Annotated in this window: 17 protein-coding genes, 1 tRNA gene and 1 riboswitch; of the genes, 9 read left to right on the forward strand and 9 right to left on the reverse strand. The window is 60.0% G+C overall.

Annotated elements, in window-relative coordinates; translation table 11 throughout:
* Window positions 1-104 precede the first annotated feature (104 nt).
* The 3 genes from Q0601_RS07985 to Q0601_RS07995 all read left to right on the forward strand — a co-directional run bounded on the left by Q0601_RS07985 (window position 105) and on the right by Q0601_RS07995 (window position 4,697).
* Window positions 105-1,862, forward strand: a complete 1,758-nt coding sequence (locus Q0601_RS07985) for a type I secretion system permease/ATPase (protein WP_305288892.1) — start codon at window positions 105-107, stop codon at window positions 1,860-1,862.
* A gap of 137 nt (window positions 1,863-1,999) precedes the next feature.
* Window positions 2,000-3,277, forward strand: coding sequence for an HlyD family type I secretion periplasmic adaptor subunit (locus tag Q0601_RS07990; protein ID WP_305289132.1), 1,278 nt, complete (start codon window positions 2,000-2,002; stop codon window positions 3,275-3,277).
* A gap of 106 nt (window positions 3,278-3,383) precedes the next feature.
* Window positions 3,384-4,697: a short-chain fatty acid transporter gene (locus tag Q0601_RS07995; protein WP_305288894.1), complete on the forward strand. Its 1,314-nt coding sequence runs from the start codon at window positions 3,384-3,386 to the stop codon at window positions 4,695-4,697.
* Window positions 4,698-4,784: 87 nt separating this feature from the next.
* On the opposite strand, the gene Q0601_RS08000 is transcribed toward Q0601_RS07995, so the two are convergent.
* Window positions 4,785-4,868, reverse strand: a tRNA-Leu gene (locus Q0601_RS08000).
* 282 nt (window positions 4,869-5,150) lie between these two features.
* On the opposite strand from Q0601_RS08000, the gene metZ reads away from it, so the two are divergent.
* The 6 genes from metZ (at window position 5,151) to Q0601_RS08030 (ending at window position 11,151) form a co-directional block, all read left to right on the forward strand.
* Complete coding sequence (metZ, locus tag Q0601_RS08005; RefSeq protein ID WP_305288895.1) at window positions 5,151-6,338, forward strand: O-succinylhomoserine sulfhydrylase; 1,188 nt, start codon at window positions 5,151-5,153, stop codon at window positions 6,336-6,338.
* 291 nt (window positions 6,339-6,629) lie between these two features.
* Window positions 6,630-7,592: a GTP cyclohydrolase FolE2 gene (gene folE2 / locus Q0601_RS08010; protein ID WP_305288897.1), complete on the forward strand. Its 963-nt coding sequence runs from the start codon at window positions 6,630-6,632 to the stop codon at window positions 7,590-7,592.
* A gap of 130 nt (window positions 7,593-7,722) precedes the next feature.
* Window positions 7,723-8,868 (forward strand): acyl-CoA dehydrogenase family protein, encoded by a 1,146-nt coding sequence (locus Q0601_RS08015; RefSeq protein ID WP_305288900.1) that lies wholly within the window; start codon window positions 7,723-7,725, stop codon window positions 8,866-8,868.
* 5 nt (window positions 8,869-8,873) lie between these two features.
* Window positions 8,874-9,884 (forward strand): enoyl-CoA hydratase/isomerase family protein, encoded by a 1,011-nt coding sequence (locus tag Q0601_RS08020; protein ID WP_305288902.1) that lies wholly within the window; start codon window positions 8,874-8,876, stop codon window positions 9,882-9,884.
* Window positions 9,881-10,750, forward strand: a complete 870-nt coding sequence (gene mmsB, locus Q0601_RS08025; RefSeq protein ID WP_305288905.1) for a 3-hydroxyisobutyrate dehydrogenase — start codon at window positions 9,881-9,883, stop codon at window positions 10,748-10,750. Before Q0601_RS08020 ends, mmsB begins: the two co-directional genes overlap by 4 nt.
* A gap of 134 nt (window positions 10,751-10,884) precedes the next feature.
* Window positions 10,885-11,151 carry a hypothetical protein gene (locus Q0601_RS08030; RefSeq protein WP_305288907.1) on the forward strand — a complete coding sequence of 89 codons (267 nt, stop codon included), beginning with the start codon at window positions 10,885-10,887 and terminating at the stop codon, window positions 11,149-11,151.
* 100 nt (window positions 11,152-11,251) lie between these two features.
* Here the strand turns inward: Q0601_RS08030 and Q0601_RS08035 are convergent, their stop codons facing one another.
* From Q0601_RS08035 to Q0601_RS08070, 8 genes are all read right to left on the reverse strand, one after another.
* Window positions 11,252-12,409, reverse strand: a complete 1,158-nt coding sequence (locus Q0601_RS08035) for an iron-containing alcohol dehydrogenase (RefSeq protein WP_305288909.1) — start codon at window positions 12,407-12,409, stop codon at window positions 11,252-11,254.
* A 130-nt stretch (window positions 12,410-12,539) separates the two neighbouring features.
* Entirely contained in the window at window positions 12,540-13,016 is a 477-nt protein-coding gene (locus Q0601_RS08040) for a 6,7-dimethyl-8-ribityllumazine synthase (RefSeq protein ID WP_305288911.1), read from the reverse strand.
* A gap of 76 nt (window positions 13,017-13,092) precedes the next feature.
* A riboswitch (FMN riboswitch) is annotated at window positions 13,093-13,224 on the reverse strand.
* A gap of 231 nt (window positions 13,225-13,455) precedes the next feature.
* A complete protein-coding gene (gene dusA, locus Q0601_RS08045; RefSeq protein ID WP_305288913.1) occupies window positions 13,456-14,466 on the reverse strand; it encodes a tRNA dihydrouridine(20/20a) synthase DusA in 1,011 nt (336 codons plus the stop codon).
* A 342-nt stretch (window positions 14,467-14,808) separates the two neighbouring features.
* The gene (locus Q0601_RS08050) at window positions 14,809-15,114 is read right to left on the reverse strand and encodes an acylphosphatase (protein WP_305288916.1); all 306 of its coding nucleotides are present in this window, start codon (window positions 15,112-15,114) and stop codon (window positions 14,809-14,811) included.
* A gap of 54 nt (window positions 15,115-15,168) precedes the next feature.
* Entirely contained in the window at window positions 15,169-16,236 is a 1,068-nt protein-coding gene (locus tag Q0601_RS08055) for a BMP family ABC transporter substrate-binding protein (protein ID WP_305288918.1), read from the reverse strand.
* A 45-nt stretch (window positions 16,237-16,281) separates the two neighbouring features.
* Window positions 16,282-17,205 carry an ABC transporter permease gene (locus tag Q0601_RS08060; RefSeq protein ID WP_305288920.1) on the reverse strand — a complete coding sequence of 308 codons (924 nt, stop codon included), beginning with the start codon at window positions 17,203-17,205 and terminating at the stop codon, window positions 16,282-16,284.
* Window positions 17,205-18,296, reverse strand: coding sequence for an ABC transporter permease (locus Q0601_RS08065; RefSeq protein WP_305288922.1), 1,092 nt, complete (start codon window positions 18,294-18,296; stop codon window positions 17,205-17,207). Before Q0601_RS08065 ends, Q0601_RS08060 begins: the two co-directional genes overlap by 1 nt.
* The gene (locus tag Q0601_RS08070; protein ID WP_305288924.1) at window positions 18,293-19,873 is read right to left on the reverse strand and encodes an ABC transporter ATP-binding protein; all 1,581 of its coding nucleotides are present in this window, start codon (window positions 19,871-19,873) and stop codon (window positions 18,293-18,295) included. The genes Q0601_RS08065 and Q0601_RS08070 overlap by 4 nt, the downstream gene beginning before the upstream one ends.
* Between the last annotated feature and the right edge of the window lie 51 nt (window positions 19,874-19,924).

Here is a 19,924-nt window from a genome sequence, read left to right on the forward strand (position 1 = left end):
AGGGATGATCTGAATCTTTCCTGCCGTCTTTTGGTCAGGATTACGGCGTCATTGGTTTTAGCGGCATCCGAGCAAGTTGCCTGCTTGTAATTGGTAAAGTGAACATGCGAACGAGTGCCGGACCCGGTCCGCATAACGGCAGGAAAGAGCTTCGCGATGCGGGCTTTGCGGGGTTTTCACTGCTGGTTTCCGTCGGGTTGTTCTCGACTGTCGTGAACCTGCTGATGCTGACCGGACCGCTTTTCATGTTGCAGGTCTATGATCGTGTCCTGTCGTCACGCTCGGTCGAAACACTGACGGCTCTGTTCGTTCTGGTGGCATTCCTGTTCCTGTTCATGGGAATACTCGATCTGGCGCGCAACCGCGTGATGCTTCGGATCGCGGCGCGCTTTCAGAACCGGATGGAACCGCGCATATTCGATGCCGCCTTGCGGGAAGGCGCTAAGGCCGGGGGGTATCCTTCGGCGACGGCAAGCGGATTGCGCGATCTGGACGCGGTGCAGCGCTTCGTCGGTTCTCCGGTCATGCTGGCACTGTTCGATCTGCCATGGGCACCGGTATTTCTTGCATCGGTCTATATCTTTCACCCGCTTCTGGGGGTGGTGGCCACGATCGGCGGTGTGCTGCTGGTCATGTCCACGATCACCAACCGCATTCTTTCCAGGGCGCCTTTGCGGGATTCGGTCATCTCCGCCAATCAGGCACAGCGCATGGCCGACCTGTATCACAATGAGGGAGAGGTGATCGGGGCGCTTGGCATGCGCGGGGCGACCTTCACCCGCTGGCGCCAGGCGCGAACAGAAGCGCAGGATCACTCTGTAAAAGGCGCCGATCTCTCTGCGATCTTCACTGTCTTCTCCCGCAGTTTTCGCCTGTTCCTGCAAAGCGCAATTCTGGCGGCGGGCGCCTGGCTCGTCCTGCGTCAGGAACTGACGCCCGGCGCGATGATCGCCTCGTCGATCATGATGGGCCGTGCGCTTGCCCCGGTTGAACAACTGATCGGCGGATGGGCGTTATTTCAGGCTGCGCAGGACGGACGCGAACGGCTGTCCCTTCTGCTAAGCAAGCATCCCCCGCTGTCACCACAGACCCCGCTACCTCGCCCGCCTGCCCAGATCGACGCGCGGCAGGTCAGCGTCATTCCTCCCGGACAGGATTCCCCTGCCCTGCGCAGCGTCAGTTTCGGCCTTGAACCGGGGCAGGCATTGGGTGTGATCGGCCCTTCCGGCGCGGGCAAATCAACATTGGCACGCGCCCTGATTGGCGCATGGCCGCTTGCGGGCGGCGCGATCAGGCTGGGGGGCGCGACGCTCGATCAATATCAACCGGATGTTCTGGGGAATCTGATTGGTTACCTGCCCCAGCAGGTGACATTGTTCGATGGAACCATCGCCGAGAATATCGCCCGGCTCTCACCCGATCCCGATCCCGACCGCGTCGTCAGGGCGGCACAGGCCGCTGCGGCCCATCAGATGATCCTTGACCTGCCGAAAGGCTATGACACCCGCGTCAGTCAGATCGGCGGGCGCTTGTCCGGCGGTCAGGTCCAGCGGATCGGACTTGCCCGCGCACTCTATCCCGACCCTGTACTGCTGGTGCTGGATGAGCCGAACTCGAATCTCGACAATCAAGGTTCCGAGGCGCTTAACCTCGCGATCCGGCGGGTCAAGGCGCAGGGCGGATCGGTGGTAATTATGGCGCACCGGCCTGCCGCGATTACCCAATGCGAAACCCTGATGGTCCTGGAACACGGCACCCGCAGGGCGTTGGGGCCACGCGACACGATACTGCGTGAAATGGTGCAGAACTCGGCGCAGATCATGGATGCATATAAAAGCGGCAGCCGGGGGGGCGTCGCGTGACCGCCCCGGACAAACATCCCAGCCGAGGTGACAGCATTCCCTGGCCCGATCCACAGCACGCACCGAAGGCTACCAGCAGCACGGAACAAGTATCTGTCCCCACCCCGGCGGTCGCAACCGATCCGGAGCGCTGGCCCGTGCGCGCCCCGCTGTTACTGGGCTTCTTTGCCCTGATCCTGCTATTCGGCGGTTTCGGCATCTGGGCCACGCAAAGCCGTATCGCCGGGGCGGTCGTTGCCTCTGGTCAGGTCGAGGTCCAGCAACAGCGTCAGGTTGTGCAGCATCCGGATGGCGGCGTCGTGCAGGAAATTTTGGTCAGCGAAGGCGACACCGTAGATGCCGGACAGGTTTTGCTGCGCCTTGACGGCACGTTGCTGCTGACCGAACTCGTTATCGTCGAAGGCCAGTATTTCGAAATTCTTGCACGCCGCGGCAGGCTGGAAGCCGAGCGGGCAGATGCCGGATCCCCGGAATTTCCAGAGGAATTGCTTGCGGCGGCCAAGAATGATCCCAAACTTTTCGACCTGATCGCAGGACAGGCAAGCCTGTTTGCCGCCCGCCGCGATACGCTGGCGCAATCTTTGGATCAGTTGGCGAAGCAGTCCGAACAGGTTAGCGCGCAGATCATCGGAAGAGATGCGCAGCTTGCGGCATTGGTCCAGCAAAGGGATTTGATCGCCGAGGAGCTGGAGGATCAGCAATCGCTTCTGGATCGTGGACTTGCGCAGGCTTCACGGGTGTTGGCCCTGCGGCGCGAGGCCGCGCGGATCGATGGGCAGATCGGTGAATTGCAGGCAAGCCGCGCGTCGTCGGAAACCCGCCAGACGGAACTGGATGTCGAACGGCTTCGCATGACCGCTCAGCAGCGTGAAGATGCCGAGACCCAGTTGCGCGATCTGGGTTATCGCGAGTTGGAACTGGCCGAGCGCCGCCGCAGCCTGACCGAGCAGATCAGCCGGCTGGAACTGCGCGCACCCGCCGCAGGAATCGTGTACGATCTGAAGGTAACGACGCCGCGCTCGGTCATTCGCCCGGCAGAGCAACTGATGCATATCATCCCGCAAGACCGGCCATTGGTCATCGGCGCCCGCATCGCCACGATAAATGTCGACGAAATCAGCCCGGGACAGCCAGTTATCCTGCGCTTTGCCGCATTTTCTTCACGCACCACGCCCGAGATCGACGGCCAGCTTCTGCGCGTATCGGCAGATGCATTGATGGACGAGGTCACCCGGACGCCCTATTATCGTGCCGAAGTCACGATCCCTCCAGCAGAGCTCGAGAAGCTCGGCGAGTTGGATTTGATCCCGGGCATGCCGGTCGAAGTCTATATCCAGACAGGGGAGCGAAGCCCCATTGCCTATCTGATGAAACCCCTGACCGATTATTTCAACCGAGCCTTCCGCGAAAGCTGACGGTATATCCGGCAGGTGGATGCGATAGCCGGTAGCAGGTTGGGTTGCTTGTCTTTTGTCATCCCTTGCCCCACGCTCCGGATATCGGTCATTAAGGAGGTTTACCATGCTCAGAATTCTGTCCAGGCCCGCAACCCGCCTGGTCGAACGCTGGCTGCCCGACGCGTTCATTTTCGTCCTGATTCTGACGCTCGTCGCCGCAGTCGCCGCCATTGTTTCAGAGGGAACCTCGCCAGTCGCTCTTGTCGAGATGTGGGGCAGCGGCTTCTGGGAACTGCTGGAATTCTCCATGCAGATGCTTCTGGTGCTGGTCACCGGCTTCATTCTGGCCAGTTCTCCACCAGTTCGACGGATTCTGGCATCAATTGCCGGGCTCGCCTCCGGCCCCGGTTCGGCAATCATTCTTGTGTCGCTGGTCTCACTTGCCGCAAGCTGGCTGAACTGGGGCTTCGGACTTGTCGTCGGAGCAATCTTCGCCAAGGAACTTGCGCGGCAGATCCGGGTGGATTACCGGCTATTGGTCGCCGCGGCCTATTCGGGCTTCGTTATCTGGCACGGCGGTTTGTCCGGCTCGATCCCGCTGACAATCGCGACCGAGGGTCACTTTACCTCCGATCAGATCGGCGTAATTCCGACATCTCAGACAATCTTTTCGGTCTGGAATCTTGCGATTGTGGTCGCGTTGGTCATTGCTGTCCCATTGGTCAACCGCCTGATGTTGCCACTGGAACATGAACAGGTTCTGGTCGACCCGGCATTGCTGAAAGATGTCGGCGATACACCGCAGCCGGTTTCCGCCATGACCCCGGCCGAACGGCTGGAGCATAGCTCCGTCCTGACGTGGTTGATCGGGATACCGGGGCTTATCTGGCTGGGCCTGTATATCATCGGCGGCGGAGGGATTAACCTCAATGTCGTGAACTTCCTGTTCCTGTTCGCCGGGATGGTCTGTCATGGCACGCCCCGCAATCTGCTGAACGCTCTGAATGAAGGGGTTCGCGGAGGTGCAGGGATCGTCATCCAGTTTCCGTTTTATGCCGGGATCATGGCAATCATGACCCAAAGCGGTCTTGCCGCCAGTCTGTCGGAATGGTTCGTGTCCATATCGACGACCGAGACATTGCCATTCTGGAGCTTTATCAGTGCGGGCATCGTCAATATTTTTGTTCCCTCCGGCGGCGGACAATGGGCGGTTCAGGCACCGGTCATGCTACCCGCAGCAGAGGCCCTGGGCGCCGATATCAGCCGCGTTGCGATGGCTGTAGCCTGGGGTGATGCCTGGACGAATCTGCTTCAGCCATTCTGGGCTTTGCCGATGCTTGGAATAGCCGGCCTCAAGGCACGGGACATCATGGGGTTCTGCGTCGTGCAATTGCTGATAACCGGGATCATTATCGGAACGCTGCTATACCTGCTATGAACGCATTCGGGATTGACCTCGGCATATCGTCGGGGTCATCCTCGGGAAGATTTTCGAGGAGGAATATCTAAATAATTGATCTCGCGGTGGTACCCGAGGCCGGACTCGAACCGGCATGCCTTGCGGCGGCGGATTTTGAATCCGCTGCGTCTACCATTCCGCCACTCGGGCACTGGACCGCGTGATAGGTGATAACGCTTTGACGCGCAAGAGGTAGTTCACCTGCCTCGCAAGAAACTGATTTTCTTTGATTTCTACCACTCTCCAATAATTTTTTGCATCACGATTCGGTGGTTTTCGCACCAGCATCCGATACAGAAATGCCGCAATTTGCCGGCTTGCGGGATACGGGCAGAAAATGCACCGACGGCGCCGCCGGCCTATCTGGTCCGGGGCTTGCAATGATCTTTTGGCGGGATTAAGCCGCTTGGATCACCAAGGGGCAATCAGGATATGAGCGTTACGCAGGCCAAGGGGCTTCATCCCCGCACACAAGCCGTCCATCACGGAACCCGCCGCAGCCAATATGGCGAGATGGCCGAGGCGATCTTCATGACGCAGGGCTTCGTCTATGACAATGCCGAACAGGCAGAGGCGCGGTTTGTGGAATCGGGCCCGGACGAGTTTATCTATGCGCGTTACGGCAACCCGACCAATCGCATGTTCGAAGACCGTATGGCGGCGCTGGAAGGCACCGAAGACGCTTTTGCGACCGCAAGCGGAATGGCGGCTGTGAATGGCGCGCTATTCTCGCTTTGCGCACCGGGCGATCATGTGGTCGCCGCACGGGCGCTGTTTGGATCTTGCCTTTATGTTCTGGATTTACTTGCGAAATTCGGGGTCGAGATATCTTATGTCGATGGCACCGATCTGAATCAGTGGAAAGAAGCCATTCGGCCCGGCACCAAGGCGGTCTTCTTCGAGTCGGTCTCGAATCCAGGGCTGGAAATCGTGGATATCGCCGGTGTCTCGGAGCTCGCCCATGCGGCAGGTGCGCTGGTGGTGGTGGATAATGTCTTCGCCACCCCTGTCTTTTCTCGCGCAGTCGACCAGGGCGCTGATATCATTGTCTATTCGGCAACCAAGCATATCGATGGCGGCGGACGCGCCCTTGGCGGGATCATTTGCGGCTCGCGGGATTATGTCCGCGGCACGGCGGAACCCTATCTGAAACATACCGGGGGGGCGATCAGCCCCTTTCATAGCTGGATCATGCTGAACGGACTGACCACGATGGATCTGCGTGTCCGGGCACAGGCGGACAGCGCGGAAAAAATTGCCAAGGCGATGAAGGATCATTCAAAGCTGCACCATGTGGGATATCCCGGCCTGCCCGATCATCCTCAGCATGAACTGGCGATGCAGCAGATGGGTTCGGGCGGAACCATGATCACGTTTGAAGTCCAGGGTGGCAAGGACGCCGCATTCGCGGCCTTGAACCGGCTGAAGATCATCGCGATTTCCAACAATCTGGGAGATGCGAGATCCATCGTGACCCATCCTGCAACGACCACTCATCAGCGGCTTAGCGATGAAAACAAGGCGCAGCTTGGCATTACCCCGGGACTGCTGCGCCTTTCGGTCGGACTGGAGGACACTCAGGATCTGATCGACGATCTGAAACAGGCTCTGGGCGACTAGGCAGATGGATCAGCCCGGTCGCAAGGCTGGGATAAAACCGGTTCAGCAATGCGGGAAAATCGATCCCGGCACCGATAAATGGTGCCGTGACAATGACGCATGCGGGGTTCAAGCGCCCCGATTTCGGGGCAAACCAACAAAAACCCGATTCAAGTGATGACCGGAACCTATTCGGGCAAATATACCAGCAATTTCTTTTTGCTGCCTTTTGTCTGATTTTTCTGCCTCAGACCTTTAGAAATGCTTAAATTAACCTCATATTGGCTGTCGCAGTCCGAAGGAGCTTGCTCGATGACCGAATCTCGCCCGCTTATCCCGGCCTATCCTGCGCTGGTGCGCGATTACGATGCGGATTTCCGCGTTGACGATGCCTATAAGGCAAATCTGCCAGATCTGCAGAACGGCCCTGCCAGCCTGATCGTGGGGGCACATGCGCCTATCCAGCATGTCGGCATCTCGAATTTCCGCTTGCCCATCCGCTATCAGACCCGCGATGGCGGAGAGATCACACTGGAAACCAGCGTCACCGGCACGGTCAGCCTTGAGGCGGATCGCAAGGGGATCAACATGAGCCGGATCATGCGCTCGTTCTATGTCCATGCCGATCATCTTTTCAGCCTCAAAGTGATGGAAGCCGCGCTGGACGATTACAAGGCGGATCTCGAAGCATTCGATGCCCGGATACAGATGCGTTTCTCTTATCCGATCCGTGTGGATTCGCTGCGCTCGGGCCTGTCCGGCTGGCAATATTACGATATTGCGCAGGAAGTGTTCGAGCATCAGGGCCAGCGCCTGCGCGTGATGCATTTCGATTATGTCTATTCCTCGACCTGCCCCTGCTCGCTTGAATTGTCAGAGCATGCGCGGCAGATGCGGGGACGCCTTGCGACCCCGCATTCGCAGCGATCGATCGCGCGGATTTCTCTGGTCATGAAAGGGCATGAAAAGCTGTGGTTCGAGGATATGGTCGAGCTTTGCCGCCGCGCCGTTCCGACCGAAACGCAGGTCATGGTCAAGCGCGAGGATGAGCAGGCATTTGCGGAACTGAACGCCGCGAACCCGATTTTCGTGGAGGATGCGGTTCGGGCATTCTCGCAGGAGCTTCAATCCGATCCACGGATCGGCGATTTCCGCGTCATCGCCAGTCATCAGGAATCCCTGCATTCGCATGACGCAGTCAGCCTGTTGACCGATGGCCCGACATTCGCGCAATCATCGCTCGATCCCATGACCTTTGCAGGAAAGATGGGCTGATTTCTCCATCGGTTTGCGAAAACGCAAAACGATTTTGCCCTGATACCGCCTGACGGATGCTTGCAACACCCCTGCAAGATTCGGATAGTAAACGGGCGGTGAATTCCGCGCGTCCAGGGAGAGCATCGGCATGGATTTCGCACTTAGCGAAGAACAACAGGCCATTTTCGACATGGCCCGCGATTTCGGTCAGACCCGCATCGCGCCAAATGCGCGTGAATGGGAAGCGGCGGGTACGATCCCCCGCGATCTCTGGACCGAAATCGCGCAGCTTGGCTTTGGCGGATTATATGTGGATGAGGAATATGGCGGCTCGGGTCTCAGCCGCCTTGACGCGACGCTGGTCTTCGAGGCGCTGGCCATGGCCGATCCCGCGGTTGGTTCCTTCCTGTCGATTCACAATATGTGCGGCGGAATGATCGACAAGTTCGGCAGCGCAGAAACAAAGGAAAAATGGCTGCCCGATCTGTGCAGCATGAAGAAAATCTTCAGCTATTGCCTGACCGAGCCGGGCAGCGGATCGGATGCCGCCGCGCTTCGGACGCGTGCAGACAAGACGAATGCAGGCTATCGGCTGAACGGCACCAAGGCCTTCATCTCGGGCGGCGGCTATTCGGACGCCTATGTCACCATGCTTCGTACCGGTGAGAACGGACCCAGGGGCATCAGCACCGTGATCGTCGAGGATGGCGCCGCCGGTCTTTCCTTTGGCGCCCTTGAAGACAAGATGGGATGGCGCGCGCAGCCCACGGCACAAGTGCAATTCGACGATTGCATGGTGCCGCATGAAAATCTTCTGGGGGAAGAGGGCAAAGGATTTTCCTATGCAATGGCCGGCCTTGATGGCGGACGTTTGAATATTGCGGCCGGGGCGCTGGGTGGTGCGCAAACCGCGCTTGACCGGACGCTAGCCTATATGGGCGAACGCAAGGCGTTCGGACAGTCTCTCGATCAGTTTCAGGCGCTGCAGTTCCGCCTGGCCGAGATGGAAACCGCGCTGCAATCGGCGCGGATTTTCCTGCGACAGGCGGCATGGAAACTTGACAGCCATGCTTCCGATGCGACGAAATTCTGCGCGATGGCGAAGCTTTACGTAACGGACCGCGCCTTCGATGTCGCAAATCAATGTCTGCAATTGCATGGCGGCTATGGCTATCTGGCCGATTACGGCATCGAAAAGATCGTGCGCGATCTACGCGTGCATCAAATCCTGGAAGGCACGAATGAAATCATGCGGCTGATCGTCGGCCGCGCCATGCTGGCGGAACGGGGGTAACCTAGTTGACTGATCTGAAGATTTATAAATCCGGCCGCGCCGGACATATCACATTCAACCGGCCCAAGGCACTGAACGCACTCAGCCATCAGATGGCGCTTGATCTGCTTGGGGCGTTGAATGAATGGCGTGACGATCCGCAGGTCAATCTGATCATCGTCACGGCCGAAGGCGAAAAAGCGTTCTGCGCGGGGGGCGATGTCGTCGAGGTCTATCGCGCCGGAATGGCGGGCAACCATCAGGTCGGACGTGACTTTTTTCGCGACGAATACCGGATGAACGCGACGATCGCCGATTATCCCAAGCCGATCGCCGCCTTCATGCAGGGTTTCGTAATGGGCGGCGGCGTCGGCGTCGGCGGTCATGCAAGCCACCGTATCGTCAGCGACACGACCAAAATCGCCATGCCGGAATCTACCATCGGTCTGATCCCGGATGTCGGCGGAACATGGCTGCTGGGCCGGGCTCCGGGCCGCATCGGAGAATATCTGGGTCTGACATCCGAGCGTATGGGTCCGGGCGATGCCATCCAGGCCGGTTTTGCCGATTACTACCTGCCCGAAGCCGAATGGCCCGCCCTGATCGCCGATCTGGAACAAAGCGGCGATGCCGCCCGGATCAAGGGCAAGACGCCGCCCCCTGCCCCGTTATCCAGCCGCGACCTGTCCGCCTTTGGCGAGCGGCATGTGGAGGATATCGTCGCCGCACTTGAAAAAGCCGGCGATGAGGACACGCTGAAATCTCTCCGCCGGAGTTCGCCCCTGTCCATGGCGGCGGGTCTGGTAATGATCAGGGCCTCGCGCGGGGACCGGCGCATACAGGAATCGCTGAGCCGCGAATACCGCTTTACCTGGCGCGCGACCGAATTCAGCGACTTTCTGGAGGGCGTGCGTGCACAAATCATCGACAAGGACCGCGAACCACAATGGTCGGCGGATGCATCGGAGGCGAATGTATCAAGGATTCTTGCATCGCTGGGCGAGCATGAACTTCGCTGGAAGGAGGAGACGGCATGAAAATCGGGTTCATCGGTTTGGGAAATATGGGCGCGCCGATGGCCGCCAATCTGGCCGAAGCGGGATATGAGGTCACCGGCTTCGATACTGCCGCGCCCGTCCCCGCCGGGCTGATATCGGCGGGTAGCGCGGCAGATGCGGTGAGGGATGCCGATGTCGTCATCACCATGCTGCCCAATGGTGCGATCCTGAAAATGGTCGCTCAACAGATCATCCCGAACATGAAGCGCGGTGCGGTCCTTTGCGATTGCTCGACCGTGGATGTGAATTCTGCGCGCGCCGTCGCATCGGGGGCAAGCGCGGCGGGACTGGGGGCATTGGATGCGCCGGTATCGGGCGGGATCGGCGGCGCGCAGAACGGCACATTGACCTTTATGGTCGGCGGCGGCGGCGCGGCATTCGCGACAGTATCCCCGCTCTTCGATATCATGGGCCAGAAGGCGGTCCATTGCGGCGATTCCGGCGCCGGACAAGCCGCCAAGATCTGCAATAACATGATCCTTGGCGCAACGATGATCGTTACCTGCGAAGCCTTTGCCCTGGCCGACAAGCTTGGACTGGACCGGCAGAAGATGTTTGATGTGGTTTCAACGAGTTCCGGCTATAGCTGGTCGATGAACGCCTATTGCCCTGCCCCTGGTATCGGCCCGCAATCGCCTGCGGATAACGATTATCGACCGGGTTTCTCCGCCGATCTGATGCTGAAGGATCTTGGACTTGCCCGGGATGCGGCCCGCTCGGCCGGTGCACAAACACCTATGGGCGAACTCGCCCTGCAATTATACGAGCAATTCGTCGAACAAGAGGACGGGCGCGGGCGCGATTTCTCGGCAATGTTGCCAAGATTCGTCAAAATGAACGGATGACCGCGCAAAGCGGGAACCGGATGGAACCCGCGCTGTTGTCGGAAGTTACCTATCTGAAAAGTCATACAGCAAGTAAAAGCCAGGGACTTATATCGCAGATGGGTTATGTTCGTAGTTTTGCAACGGCATGTGTTATGGCCGTACTGACAAGCGGCGGAGTGTTTTATGCGCCGCAGGCATTCGCAGCCGGGACACCGGATGCGGAATCTTCTGAATTCGGAGTCGGCGATGTCCTGCCCGCCGAAGAAGTTCATATTATTTCCCAGCCCGGCCTTTACGGACTGGGTCCCGAACCCGCAGACAGCAAATATGCGATCGCGCATGGCATGCTGATCAGGATCGATCCGAAAACCGGGAAAGTCCTGTCAATTCTGCGTAGCCAAAGCACGGTTCTGGATTAGGACAATTCGCGCCAGAGCAGAAACGCCGCGCTTATGTCCATATCAGTCAATTCCGCGTCCCGGAGGCAAAGTCTTCGGGCGGCATTGTCATAAAAGCACGTCAGTTCGCCGCCCGCATGATATCCCGCAGGGCCGCCGAAGATAGTTCTGCAGGATTGGCTTTCATAGAAGATGAACTCGCCGCTGCTTCAGCTGCTGCTGTTTGCGCTTTTTCATCAATGCTAAGGCCGGTCAGCGTTTCAAGACCATGCGCATGGGACCAATCGGCCAGCATGCCCGCCGCCTGCTCCAGCCCGGCCCCGCCATTGCCGAACATATCGCCAATCCATGCGCCGACTTCATCCAGCCGTTTTGCGGCATCATCGTCGGAGACAGCAAAGCGGTTCGCTACCAGCACATGCGGCAACAGCGCCCCGCAAATCGCGCCATGCGCCGCGCCGGTCAGCCCACCCAATGGCCCGGCCAGGCCATGAACTGCGCCAAGCCCGGCATTGGCAAGCGCAAGGCCGCCGCACAGGCTGACCCATGCCATTTCATCCCTCGCCCCGGCATCCTCGCCCTCTTCCATCAGACGGCGCAGCGCCCCCAAACCCCGCGGAATGGCATCGCGGCACAGCGCATCGGTCAGCGGATTGGCGCGCGTACAGATATATGGCTCGATCACCTGTGTGATGGCGTCCAGCCCCGAGGCCAGCGTGATCGCGGCCGGACAGCCATCCGTCAATGCCGGATCGACGATGGCAAGGCGCGGCAGCATCTGTGCGTCGCGTAGGCTGACCTTGCGCCGATGCTCGGGTACGCCAATCACCGCATTGCGCGTGACTTCCGCACCGGTTCCGGCAGTGGTCGGCATGGCAATGAAGGGCAGCGGAGCATGATCCAGCGGCAATCCCTTCCCCACAACCTCCAAATGATCCAGCATGGGCCGGGTGGCGGGCACCAGCGCGGCGATGGCCTTGCCGGCATCGATCACGGCACCGCCGCCGACGGCGACAACAATCTCGGCATTGCCGGAACGGGCCGCATCTATGCCGGCTTCGATCACGGCAATATCCGGTTCGGACGCCGCCGGATAGCCGGTTACCACACAACCCCTGGCAGCCAAATCGCGCCGCAATCCATCGGTTCGCGCGGGGTTTTTGCCATGCACCAGCAGCACCCTCGATCCAAAAACGGCGATACGCTCCGCCGCAATGGTGGCCTGTCCGCGACCGAACAGGATTTCGGTTGCGGTCGCGAATGAAAAGGGGTTGGCCACGACATGACTCCTCATGCGAAGAAAATGCTTAGACCTTTTATACCGGAAACATATCGCTCTGAAGCCCGTGCTTGCATCAAGGGCAACAAGGCCGACCCTCATTCACATGAGTGCCCGGATGAACCCAGGATCAGGCGACCGCCGCGCGTTCATCCCCGGCCAATTGTGCATCCAGGGCTAAAATCTGCCGCACGGCTTCGGCTGCTTCACGACCTTTCCTGACGAAATGATCGCGGAAGAACGCCGTCATCACCTCGACTTCCTGATAATTATGCGGGGTCAGCGATACCGAAAAACAGGGCACGCCGGTTTCCAGCCCCACATTCATCAAGCCGGTCACGACGGCACCCGCGACGAAATCATGGCGATAAATTCCGCCATCCACAACGAAAGCCGCAGCAACCACGGCGTCATATCTGCCGGTCTGGGCCAGTTTCTTGGCCAGCAAAGGCATCTCGAAGGCGCCGGGCACATCGAAAGTGTCGATCTGCGCAGCGGGAATCAGGCGCGTGGCCTCGTCAGTGAAGCCGTCATGGGCACGATCGACGATGTCGGCATGCCAGCGGGCCTTGATGAATGCGATGCGGGGATTGGTCGTTTTGGTCATAATTCAGGAACCTACCGTTCAATTGCGTCAGGCCCCAGAGCACGAGCCATGACTGATCCATGGGAACGGATGCAGCCACGGTCCTCTTCCGTCCGGACTATACCGTCGGCTCCGGAGTTCCACCGGATCTGCTGACCTTTCCCGGATGGGAAAGCGCTCGCGGGCTATCACCGCCGGTGGGGAATTGCACCCCGCCCTGAGAACGCGAAATGATTAGCATGGTGTTTCGGGGTCGCCAAGTGAAAAGCGGCGACTTGGCGCGATCTGGCCGCGGGCCCCCGATGCCTTTCATGACAAGCCCGGAAGCTTCGATATGGTGCACGAGTGCCTGAATAACGACATGGTTACGCGATACTGTCAGGTGTCCCGGCAGCTTATGGGGCGCTTCGATATCCGGGATCCTCTTGATGCAACAGGCGAAACGCGGATCAGACCAGTCTCAGCCCTGCAATGCCTCTTCTTGCCGGGACTCGGTGATCGCTGCCCGCGTGACCTGTGCCAATGCGGTTTCATAAACCTCGATTCCGCCCCCCGATGCACCTTCGGACAATGTCCGTTTCCACCCGCGCGCGCCGGGCTGTCCATGAAACAGGCCCAGCATATGGCGGGTAACCTGATGCAATCGCCCGCCACCCGCAAGATGATCGCGGATATAGGGGCGCATCGCTTCAGCCACCTGAATCGCTGATGAAAATTGCGGGGCTTCTTCCCAAAGCATATCCGCCTGCCCCAACATGTCCCAGGGCCGGTGATAGGCCGCGCGTCCGATCATCACGCCATCCATGACCTTCAGATGCCCGCGAACCTCATCGAGACTGTCGATTCCACCATTGATTGACAGATCCAGATCAGGGAAAGCGGATTTCATGGCATGGACCAGCGGATAATCCAGCGGCGGCACCTCGCGATTCTCGCGCGGGCTAAGCCCCTGCAACCAGGCTTTCCGGGCATGAATCGTAATGCGGCGTATGCCGGTCCTGCTGATTGTCTCGATGAAATCCGGCAGGATTTCCGCAGGCTCCTGATCATCGACGCCGATCCGGCATTTTACCGTCACTTCAACGGGACTCTCGGCCATCATTTCCGCCACGCAATCCGCCACCAGACCGGGAGTTTTCATCAGCACCGCGCCGAAACATCCCGACTGGACCCGATCACTGGGGCAGCCCACATTAAGGTTGATTTCGTCGTAACCCCAATCCGCCGCAAGGCGCGTCGCATCGCGCAGCTCAGCCGGTTCCGAACCGCCCAGTTGCAACGCGACCGGATGTTCGGCAGCGGTGAAATCCAGGAGTCGCGCCCGATCACCATGGATGATGGCGGGCGCGGTCACCATCTCGGTATAAAGCAATGCCCGCCGCGACATCAGCCGGTGGAAATATCTGCAGTGCCGGTCCGACCAATCCATCATCGGGGCGACGGAAAGCATATGTGCTTGATATTTCTTCATTTCAAATACGCCGTCCATTCGTCGCGCGTGGGCATGCGCACTCCATTCCACGACTCAATACGCCCCTTTTTGCCATGTTCCAACTCTGCGCTGCACAAATGGAGTACATGAAAAGCGCCATGGTTCAAAAACTCCCGTCGCGCCTTTGGCGTATTCAGGTTACAAAACCACTCAATCGGCGGGTTCTTCCTTCGCCGTTGCAACGCGGAGATATGCCCCCGGAAGGTCGAGGACAAGATTGACCGAAGTGAACCTATACACGCCAGCGGCGATACGGCAAAGACGCCGGGAAGATCGGCATGGCGGCCATCGCTGTCTTCTTCCGGCTCCGGGCCGCCACTTCTAACGACGCTCGAATCCGTCACGATTCAAGCCGGGCTTCATGTCGCTGCGACACCACTCCCGCACATCGGCCTGTATAGGGCCAAGGCTGCAGACGATCTCGAACGCGTCGACCATCGCTTGCGGGCCTTGCGCCGCAATCCTGACATTATCGGGACCGGAACTGATCCAGCCATTCAGGCTGAGCCTGCGGGCACGGTCGATGGCAAAGACCACGAAAGGCTCGCCCAAAATGCCGCGATATGTCAGTTCGACCGCGCAAATATTCTGCCCGCCACGCCCGAACTCGCCGCTTTCATAGTCCAATTCATGCATCCTTTCAGACCGTGGAACCGGCAGGCCATCCAGCCTGCACCGCCTTTACTGAGGCAGCGATCCGGACAGACCTTCCACCAGCCAGTCCATCCCGAAAATCTCGGGATCGGGCAGAACCTCGCCCTCGGCCACGCGTTCCGTCCCGCTCTGATCGTTCAGCGGGCCGGCAAAGACATGCACCTCGCCGCTGCGCAACGCCGCCTCGACCTCTTCGATCCGGCCCATCTGCTCTTCAGTCAGCGCGTCATTCCACGCCGCCACCGACACCATCCCCGAGGCCAGCCCGCCGCGTTCGTCATAGCCGGTAAACTCGCCGTCGAGCGACTTGCCGACTGCCTCGACGAAATACGAATTCCAATCCGTCACCACGGAACCCAGAACCGCGTCTGGCCCATGCGCGCTCATATCCGAGCCGGTATTGACCACATAGACACCCTCGGCCTGCGCCACATTGACCACCGATGGCGTGTCCTGATGCAGCGAGAACACCACATCCGCCCCCTGCGAGATCAGTGCCCGGGCAGCCTCTTGTTCGCGGGCCGGATCGAACCAGGTATTCACCCAGACGATGCGGATATTGACGTCGGGGTTTTCCTTCCGCGCGGCCAGCGCAATGGAATTGACCTCGGCGATCACCTCGGGAATTGCGAAGGCCGCAACGATGCCGATTGTGTTGCTTTCGGTCACCATGCCCGCCGCCATCCCGGTCAGATAAAACCCTTCATAGCTGCGCGCGGTGAAGGTCCCCAAATTCTCGGTCTGACGAAAGCCGCTGGCATGGATGAAATCCACATCCGGGCTGCGCTGCGCCAGCCGCAGACCGTCGTTCATGTAACCGAACGACCCAAGTACGACGAATTTCGCCCCATCGGCCACAAGCTGGTTCATCACGCGCCCCGCATCGGGCCCTTCGGGGATATTCTCGACCACCCGGGTGGTTACGCGGTCGCCATAGGCTTCCTCGACGGCCTCGCGGGCCAGATCAAGCTGCTTGGCCCAGCCGACATCCGCAACCGGCGTCGGATAGATCAACCCGATCATGACGGGTTCGGCGGTGACAGCCATCCCGGTCAATGGCAACGCCATGCATGCCGCCGCAATCCAGCTTGTCATTCTATGTTTCATTGACATCGTTCTTTCTCCTGTTGGCATGACCGCTCAGGCGGTGCTGTTATAGGTACGGCCCAGTGAGGCCGGGGAATTCAGGCGCATCTTGCGGCTGTCCATCGACAGGATCGAAATGGCGATGATCGTGGCGATATAGGGAATGCTGGTCAGCAGTTGCGACGGCACCGAGATACCCATCCCCTGCACCAGCAATTCGGCAATCGTGGCCAGCCCGAACAGATAGGCGCCGATCACCAGCCGATCCACGCGCCATGTCGCAAAGACTACCAGTGCCACCACGATCCAGCCTCGCCCCGCGATCAGCCCATCCGACCACAGCGTGGCTGATACGGTGGCGATGAAGGCTCCGGCCAGCCCGGCCATGAAGCCGCCGACCATGATCGCCAGAAACCGGGTCATCAACACGCTGTAGCCGATGGCATGAGCCGATTCCGGAGATTCGCCCACGGCGCGGATCACCAGTCCGATCCTGGTGCTGCGCAGCATCCACCACAGCCCGACAGCCAGCAGCGGCGCCAGATAAACCAGCAGCGAATGATTAAACAGACCCGGTCCGATAATCGGGATCTCGGACAGGACCGGGATCGGCATCCGCTTCATCGGCGCGACCGTCATGCCCTCGTAAGATTTGCCAATCAGCCCAGAAAGGCCCAGACCAAGAATGCCGACCGCGATACCGGTCGCGACCTGATTTCCCAGCGCGAGCAACACCACCCCCGCAAACAGAACCGACAGCGCGACTCCTGCCGTGCCCCCTGCCCCCAATGCCAGCCAATGGCTGCCCGTCGCCATGATCGTCGCGAAACCGACCACCGCACCTAGCGCCATCATCCCCTCGATGCTGAGATTGAGGATACCCGAGCGCTCAACGATCAGCTCTCCTATCGCTGCCAGCAACAGGGGTGTCGCGGCCAGCAATGTGCCCGACAGCAGAAAAGCCAGCGTCGTTCCCATCAGTTCACCCCCTGTTGCGTAATGTCGCGCCGCCACCGCACGCGGTAATCGATGAACAGCCGCGCCGCGATATAGCTTACCAGCAGCACCCCCTGCAGCGAGGTATTCACCGCATAAGGCACCCCGGCCGAGGCTTGCGCCATATCGCCGCCGACATAGATCACCGCCATGAAGAAGGCGGCGAACAGGATGCCGATGGCATTCAATCCGCCCAGAAACGCCACGATGATCGCCGCAAAGCCGTAGCCTGGCGACACCACCCGCTGCAACTGTCCCAGCGGACCGCCCACCTCGAACACTCCCGCCAGACCTGCCGCCGCCCCGCCGATGCACAGGCTCAGCCAGACTGCGCGTTTCTCGCGGAAGCCTGCATAGCGGGCCGCATCCGGAGCCACGCCCCCGACCTGCAGTTTATAACCGGTCATGCTGCGCTCGGCGAATATCCATGCGGCGACGGTGGCCAGTAGCGCCACGATGATCGAAACATTTGTCCGACCCATCCCGAACAGCGATGGCAGCATCGCTACCGGCGGAAACGGCGCGGATTGCGGAAAATTAAACCCATAAGGATCGCGCAGTGGTCCCGACACCAGATAATACAGCAGTTGCAGCGCAATGCTGTTCAACATCAATGTCACCAGAATCTCGTTGGCATTAAACCGCGTGCGCAGAAACGCCGCCAGCGCCGCCCAGCCCATGCCGAACAACATGCCGCACAGCGCCATGGCGGGCAGCATCATCGGGTTCACGCTGTCATTGAACCACAAGGGCAGCAGGCTGCCGCCGATCGCGCCCAGCAGCAGCTGCCCCTCGGCGCCGATATTCCAGACCTTGGCGCGAAAACCGATCGCCAGCCCCTGCGCTATGATCAGCAGGGGCGCCATCTTCAGCAGCACCTCGCTGAGATTATAAAGGCTGGACAGCGGCGCGATATACAGCTGCCAGATCGCGCGTGACGGCGCGACACCCTGCGACGACATCAGAATGACCGCCGCGGCTACTGTCGTGACCACCGCAATCAGCGGCGCCAGCAGGGCGCGGGGGCCGGTCCTGCCGATCCTCGGCTCGGCGATCCAGGGAAGCCGTATCATGCCCTGATCCTTGTCTCGGTTGCGTCACGCGACAGGAAGCCCCCGGTCATGTAATCACCGATAGCCGAAACCGTGGCCGCGGACCGGTCAAGCGCCTCCGACAATCGGCCTCGGAACAGCACGTGAATTCGGTCGCTGACTTCAAACAATTCGTCCAGTTCCTCGCTGATGACCAGAATGCCGACGCCCGAATCGCGCAAATCGATCAATTGCTGGCGGATCAACGCGGCAGCGCCCACATCGACGCCCCATGTCGGCTGCGCGACCACGAGAACCTGCGGCTTCAGCCGGATTTCGCGGCCCATGATGAATTTCTGCAGATTGCCGCCCGACAGGCTGCGCGCCTCGGCCTCCGGGCCGGTGCAGCGCACGCCCATTTCACGGATGCAGGTTTCGGCGAAGGCGCGCATCCGCGACCGCTCGATCAATCCGCGACGCACCATGCCCTGCGCATGGCCGGTTAGCAGCGCGTTTTCCGCCAGCGTCATTTCGGGGACAGAGCCGCGACCGTTGCGATCTTCGGGCACGAAGGCCAGCCCCAGCCTGCGACGGCGGCCGGCATCCATATCGCCGCAAGCGCTGCCCGATACCCGGACCAGATCACGACGGCGCCGATCCAGAAGCATCTCACCCGACAAAAGCGCCGCCAGTTCCTTCTGGCCATTGCCTGAAATCCCCGCGATGCCGACGATCTCACCGGAATACAACCGCAGGTCCAGATCATGCAGGCCAACACCGAAGGGATCGTCGGACGGCTGCGACAACCGCGACAGTTCCAGCACCGGATCCTGCCCCGGCCTGGGCGCCGAGCGTTTTGGATGCGGGATTTCCCGCCCGATCATCAGATGCGCCAGTTCCGATGCGCTGGCCCGGCGCGGATCCACCGTCGCCACGACCTCGCCCGAGCGCATCACCGTGGCGCTGTGGCACAGGCTGCGGATCTCTTCCAGCTTATGGCTGATGAACAATACGGCGCAGCCTTGCGCGGCCAGTTCGCCGATAGTCTCGAACAGCGCCGGAATCCCACTTGGCGGTAGAACCGAGGTCGGCTCGTCCATGATGATCAGCCGGGGCTCCTGCAACAGGCAGCGGATGATCTCGACCCGTTGACGTTCCCCCACGGACAGCGAATGGACCAGCGAATCCGGGTTCACAGGCAGGGAAAACCGTTGCCCGATCTCGCGAATACGGTCCGTCAGTCGGGCCATGCTGTCAGGCACCGTCAATGAGATGTTTTCCGCCACGGTCAGCGATTCAAATAGCGAGAAGTGTTGAAAAACCATGCCGATACCAAGCTTGCGCGCCTGCGCGGGGCTGGTCAGCATGATAGTTTCGCCGTTCCAGCGCATCTCCCCCGCATCGGGAGGAAAGACGCCATAGATCATTTTCATCAGCGTGCTTTTGCCCGCGCCGTTTTCTCCCAGCACCGCATGGATTTCGCCCGGCCGGATGGTTAATGAGACATCGCGGTTCGCGACCACCGTCTGAAACGCCTTGGTCACGCCGCCAAGGTCCAGCAGCGGCGGACCCGCATCGATCGGCTCGGGGCGACAAGCGGCCATGGCGGCTATACCCATATGTTATCTCCCTGTTATGTCTCCGAGGCTGACAGGCACCCTGCCCGCTGC

It is taken from the genome of Paracoccus wurundjeri, from assembly GCF_030678915.1.
Taxonomy (GTDB): Bacteria; Pseudomonadota; Alphaproteobacteria; order Rhodobacterales; family Rhodobacteraceae; genus Paracoccus; species Paracoccus onubensis_A.